Source organism: Lactobacillus nasalidis, assembly GCF_016587775.1.
GTDB classification, from domain to species: Bacteria; Bacillota; Bacilli; order Lactobacillales; family Lactobacillaceae; genus Lactobacillus; species Lactobacillus nasalidis.
In genome coordinates, this window is record NZ_BOCG01000179.1 from 1 (window position 1) to 4,923 (window position 4,923).

The window sequence follows — 4,923 nt, forward strand, 5'->3', positions numbered from 1 at the left end:
GCCGTTACCTCACCAACTAGCTAATGCGCCGCGGGCTCATCCTAAAGTGACAGCTTGCGCCGCCTTTCAAACTTGAGTCATGCGACTCATGTTGTTATCCGGTATTAGCACCTGTTTCCAAGTGGTATCCCAGTCTTTAGGGCAGATTGCCCACGTGTTACTCACCCATCCGCCGCTAGCGTCCAACAAATCACCCCGAAGGGGTCTTTGAATTCAGCTCGCTCGACTTGCATGTATTAGGCACGCCGCCAGCGTTCGTCCTGAGCCAGGATCAAACTCTCAATTTAAAAATTGAGCCTTTTTAATCTGCTCCAGATTATTTGCTTGCGAATTGACTTCGCTTATTTGATTGGATCAAACTTCGTTTGACCCGCACACTGCGAAACTTTGTTCAGTTTTCAAAGTACCAACTTGCGTCTTTATGACGCAACGTTTCATATTTTACTCGCTTGTCGACTTATTGTCAACAAGTTTTCGATATTTTCTTTTTCGTGTCTCCGGCGAATTCCTTCTTCGCCGCGACAACAAATATTAGTATACTCGTTATTTTTGAAAGGTCAAATCGACCTTTTCATCCGGTTTATGCTGGGTACAGCCGGCAGAGTTGTAACATCTGCATCCCTTCTCCATCTTGCTTTCATTCCGCTTTCTCCCAGTCATTTTTTGCTTGCTTATGTTTTCGTTCGCTTTTTGCCCTTTTTTGCCTCTAAATTTTGGCCAATTTTTTCTAATTTGATATTTTTTGCCAAGAAAGCCCTTTCTATCCTGGCTTTTTTCTGCTAAACTGAAATACAAGTTGAATATTTCCGCACTGGGGGAGTCCATGTTCTGGACTGAGACACGCGCATTGACGCGTAAACCCTTTGAACCTGTTAAGTCGATGCTTGCGAAGGAAAGTGCTTTTCTTTTTTATTTGATTGGAAATTAATCCATCCGTGAGCTCTTTGACGAGTTCACGGATTTTTTGTTTCGACCAAGCAAAGGAGGAATTTTAGATGAGTTTACTGACCCAGCTGCGCCAGCAGAATCCCGTCGTCTTGACCGTTGCCAACATGGTGACGCCCGCTGACGTGGCCAACGGCTTAAATGTTTTAGGCGCATCGCCAATCATGTCCAAGGCGGTTGAAGAAGCTGAAGACATGGTGAAACTGGCCCAAGCCGTGACCATCAACTTGGGAACCGTGGATGCCGGCCAAAGAAAAGAAATGCTGGCCGTGCTGGACGCGGCAGAAAAGTATCATGTACCGGCCGTTTTTGACCCGGTTGCCTGCGCGGCCAGCCGCTACCGGCAAGAGACCGCCGCTGAGCTGCTGAACACGTACCGCTTCGCCTGCATCAGAGGCAATGCCGGCGAAATTGCCGCCCTGGCCGGGTGCGATTGGCAAAGCCGCGGCATAGATGCCGGCTCCGGCACTGGCGACCTGACCGCGATCGCCAAAAAGTGCGCGGCCAAATACCAGACCGTCGTGGCAATGACCGGTGAAAGTGACATCATCACTGACGGCCAAGAGCTGGTCGAAATTCCTTTCGGCTCTCCACTTTTTGCCGTCCACGTCGGTACCGGCGACATGTTCTCCAGCATCATCGCGGCCTTTGTCGCTTTAGGGGGAAGTCCTTTAGATGCTGCTGCCAGTGCCTGTGAAGTCTTTGCCCTTTGCGGGCAGATCGCGGCCAAAGAAGCCCAAACGCCCAGCCGTTGGTACGAGCTTTTTTTAGACAAGCTTTACCAAGCCAGCGACGATTTGCTTGCCAGCTGGAAAAAAGAACTACAGAAAGAAGAAGAAAGATGATTAACGAATTTCCACAGGCCCTGTCCATTGCCGGTTCCGATTCAGGCGGCGGCGCGGGCATGCAGGCCGATTTAAAAACCATGCAGATGCGCCACGTCTTTGCCACTACTGTTTTAGTAGCCATTACCGCCCAAAATACCCTGGGCGTCCAAGACTCGCTGGCTCTGCCGCCAAAAATCATCAGCGAACAGTTTGCTTCTTTAAACGCCGACTTGAAGATCCGGGCCTGCAAAACCGGCATGCTGGCTGACAGCGAAACGGTTGAAACTGTCGTGCAAAACCTTAAGCAATACGACTTCGGTCCCCTGGTAGTTGACCCGGTCATGGTCGCCAAGGGCGGCGCCCGCCTTTTGACCGATGACGCCGTTAAAGCGGTCAAAGACCAGCTCATCCCCTTAGCTGACCTGGTAACGCCGAATTTGCCGGAAGCCCAGGTCTTGACCGACTTGGAAATCACCAGCACCAGCGGTATGGAAGCCGCGGCCAAAAAGCTGCAGGCCATGGGAGCCAAAAACGTCCTCCTCAAAGGCGGCCACTTCAATGACGCCAAAGCCGCCCGCGACTTCGTCCTCCTTGAAGACGGGACGAGTTTCTGGATGAGCTCCCCCCGCATCGCCACCAAGCGCACCCATGGCACTGGCGACACGATCTCAGCCTGCATCACGGCGGAACTGGCCAAGGGCGTGGCAATGGAAAACGCCATCCGGACCGGCAAAGCCTACGTCGAAGCCACGATCCGCGACACCATCCAAGTCGGCCACGGGCATGGTCCCTTGAACCACTGGGCGGTTTAGGAGGAAAAATGCAATTCAAAGAAGAAATGCTGCACTGCTACCTGGTTGGCGGCAGTCAAGACACCGGCCATGATCCGGAGAAATTTTTGGCGGCCGTTTCCCTGGCAATGGACAGCGGCATCACGGCCTTTCAATACCGGGAAAAAGGCACCAGCCGCCTATCCCTTGACCAGCGCGTCCAGCTTGGCCGCAAGCTCCGGCAGCTGGCTGACCAGCACTCCATTCCCTTGATCGTGGACGATGACTTGGAGCTGGCCAAGACGATCAGGGCTGATGGCCTGCACGTCGGGCAAAAGGACCAGCAGATCGAGCGGGTTCTGGCTGAGGCCGGCGAGCTGTTTGTCGGCTACTCCTGCAACCAGCCAGAGCAAATCGCCCACGCCAACCGCTTGCCGGTTGCCTACGTTGGCAGCGGGCCAATTTTTCCAACTAATTCCAAAAACGATGCTGATCCGGCCATCGGCCTTGACGCACTGAGTGCCTTAGTCAAGCAGAGCGTCCACCCGGGCGTGGCCATCGGCGGCATCAGTGAAGACAACATGACCCAAACTGTCCAAACCGGAGCCGCCGGCTTGTCAATGATTTCCATGATCCTGCAGAGTCCGGATATCGCGGAAACCGTCCACCGGGTCAACTCTTTGTATCGAAAATAAATAAACGCAAGGTACTTTCAATGAACGAAGCAAAAACAAATAAATTTTCTGACCAACTTCATCAGGCAGCCGCGCCCCTTTGGCAAAAAAGCCTCCACCACCCCTTCATCACTGAACTGGCCAGCGGGCAGCTGCCCCTGACCACCTTCCGCTACTACCTGACCCAGGACACCAAGTACCTGGAAGCTTTTAACCAGCTGCATGAAAAAACGGCCGCGCTTCTCCCCAGTTCTCAAGGAGAGCTTTTGTTAAGACTGGCCCGGGAAGCCGGCGAAGATGTCCAGCACAATCCGATCCTGCTGCAGGTGGATTTAACTGCCGGTCAGATCCGCCAAGCCCCGATCGCTCCCAACAACTATGCCTACATCACCCACATGGAGCACCAGCTCAGTCTTTCTCCCGCCGCGGCCGTCGCCGGCCTTTTGCCCTGCTACTGGCTCTATGACGAACTGGCCGACTACTGGAAGGGGCAGACCAGTCCCATCCCCGTCTACCAGGCTTTCTTTAACAGCTACCAGACGGCCGGCTTCAACAACAGCACCCGGCTCTTGATCGGCCTGGTCGATGACCTGGCTGCTGAAAACAGCGACCTGGTCAAAGAGCAGATGCTGACAGCCTTCATGCGCAGCAGCCGCTATGAACTGGGCTTTTGGCAGATGGCCTATACCCACCAGACCTGGGATGACCTGGAAAACTAAGTCCCTTATGCCTCCGCTATACCGCGGGGGTGTTTTTTTGACAAAAACTTGCAAAATAAAGTCGCCGCTTCCTGCCGCTTTTGAAATCGCTTTTCTCTTCCATTTCTTCCCTGGTACAGTTATCATTTTCGCCTTTTCTTTCATATAATTTTTCTTGTTGCAAGTATTCTTGAGAAAAAGAAAGGAACGTGTCGGAACTTCATGATCAAAACCCGTCTTTTAAAGCAGCTGGGTTCTTCCAGCCGCTATATTCTCTGGCAGATCCTCTGCCAATGGCTCGCCCTGCTGGGCCAGATCGCCTTTATCTTTGCCCTGGCCAAAATCTTGACCGGGCATCCCGCCTGGCTGCTGCTTTTATTGGGCGCAGCCGTCCAGCTGCTGGGCCAGTACGCCTACAACCAGGCCAGCTTCCGCGCCAGCGCCCGGGTCAAGGAAGTCCTGCGGGGCAAGATCTATGCCAAATTGCTCCGCCTGGGCAGCAGCTTTCAAGAGAGCATCAAGCCCTCAGAACTGGTGCAACTGACCGGCGAAGGGATCGAATCCGTCGACAGCTACTTCAGCCGCTACTTGAGCCAGTTTGCTTACGCCTTCCTGGCTCCTTTGACCTTGTTCGCGGTCTTCGTCAGAATCGACGCGCCGGCCAGCATCACCTTGCTGTGCGCCGTGCCCCTGATTCCGATCGTCATCATGGTCGTCATGCTGGTCGCCAAGAAGATCCTGAACCGCTACTTTGCCATCTACCACCAACTGGCCGATACTTTTTTGGAAAAAATGCAGGGCATGACCAGTTTGAAGGTCTACGGCGCCGACAGCCAGGCCGAAGCCGAACTGGCCGCTGAATCTGAACACTTCCGCCGCATCACCATGAAGGTCCTGACCATGCAGCTGCTCAGCACCGTCGTCATGGACACCGTGGCTTACGGCGGAGCCGCCTGCGGCATCGCCGTTGCCCTAAACGAGATCCGCCTGGGCCGCATCGGCCGCCAAG

At 53.9% G+C, this 4,923-nt stretch carries 6 protein-coding genes, 1 rRNA gene and 1 riboswitch; of the genes, 5 read left to right on the forward strand and 2 right to left on the reverse strand.

Translation table 11 applies throughout. From position 1 onward, the window contains the following. Positions 1 to 287 (reverse strand): 16S ribosomal RNA (locus lacNas_RS03225); the annotation flags it as partial. Positions 288 to 543: 256 nt separating this feature from the next. Beyond that, positions 544 to 795: a hypothetical protein gene (locus lacNas_RS03230; RefSeq protein WP_201331349.1), complete on the reverse strand. Its 252-nt coding sequence runs from the start codon at positions 793 to 795 to the stop codon at positions 544 to 546. Between the two features lie 8 nt (positions 796 to 803). After that, positions 804 to 912: riboswitch (TPP riboswitch) on the forward strand. A gap of 83 nt (positions 913 to 995) precedes the next feature. On the opposite strand from lacNas_RS03230, the gene thiM reads away from it, so the two are divergent. The 5 genes from thiM to lacNas_RS03255 all read left to right on the forward strand — a co-directional run. Then, entirely contained in the window at positions 996 to 1,790 is a 795-nt protein-coding gene (thiM, locus tag lacNas_RS03235) for a hydroxyethylthiazole kinase (RefSeq protein WP_201331350.1), read from the forward strand. After that, positions 1,787 to 2,584 carry a bifunctional hydroxymethylpyrimidine kinase/phosphomethylpyrimidine kinase gene (gene thiD, locus lacNas_RS03240; RefSeq protein ID WP_201331351.1) on the forward strand — a complete coding sequence of 266 codons (798 nt, stop codon included), beginning with the start codon at positions 1,787 to 1,789 and terminating at the stop codon, positions 2,582 to 2,584. The genes thiM and thiD overlap by 4 nt, the downstream gene beginning before the upstream one ends. 8 nt (positions 2,585 to 2,592) lie before the next feature. Next, on the forward strand, positions 2,593 to 3,237 hold the full coding sequence (gene thiE / locus lacNas_RS03245) for a thiamine phosphate synthase (protein ID WP_201336238.1): 645 nt from the start codon (positions 2,593 to 2,595) through the stop codon (positions 3,235 to 3,237). Between the two features lie 20 nt (positions 3,238 to 3,257). Continuing rightward, positions 3,258 to 3,935 (forward strand): TenA family protein, encoded by a 678-nt coding sequence (locus tag lacNas_RS03250; protein WP_201330534.1) that lies wholly within the window; start codon positions 3,258 to 3,260, stop codon positions 3,933 to 3,935. Between the two features lie 201 nt (positions 3,936 to 4,136). Next, on the forward strand, positions 4,137 to 4,923 hold a 787-nt coding region (locus tag lacNas_RS03255), incomplete at its 3' end, for an ABC transporter transmembrane domain-containing protein (RefSeq protein WP_244661412.1).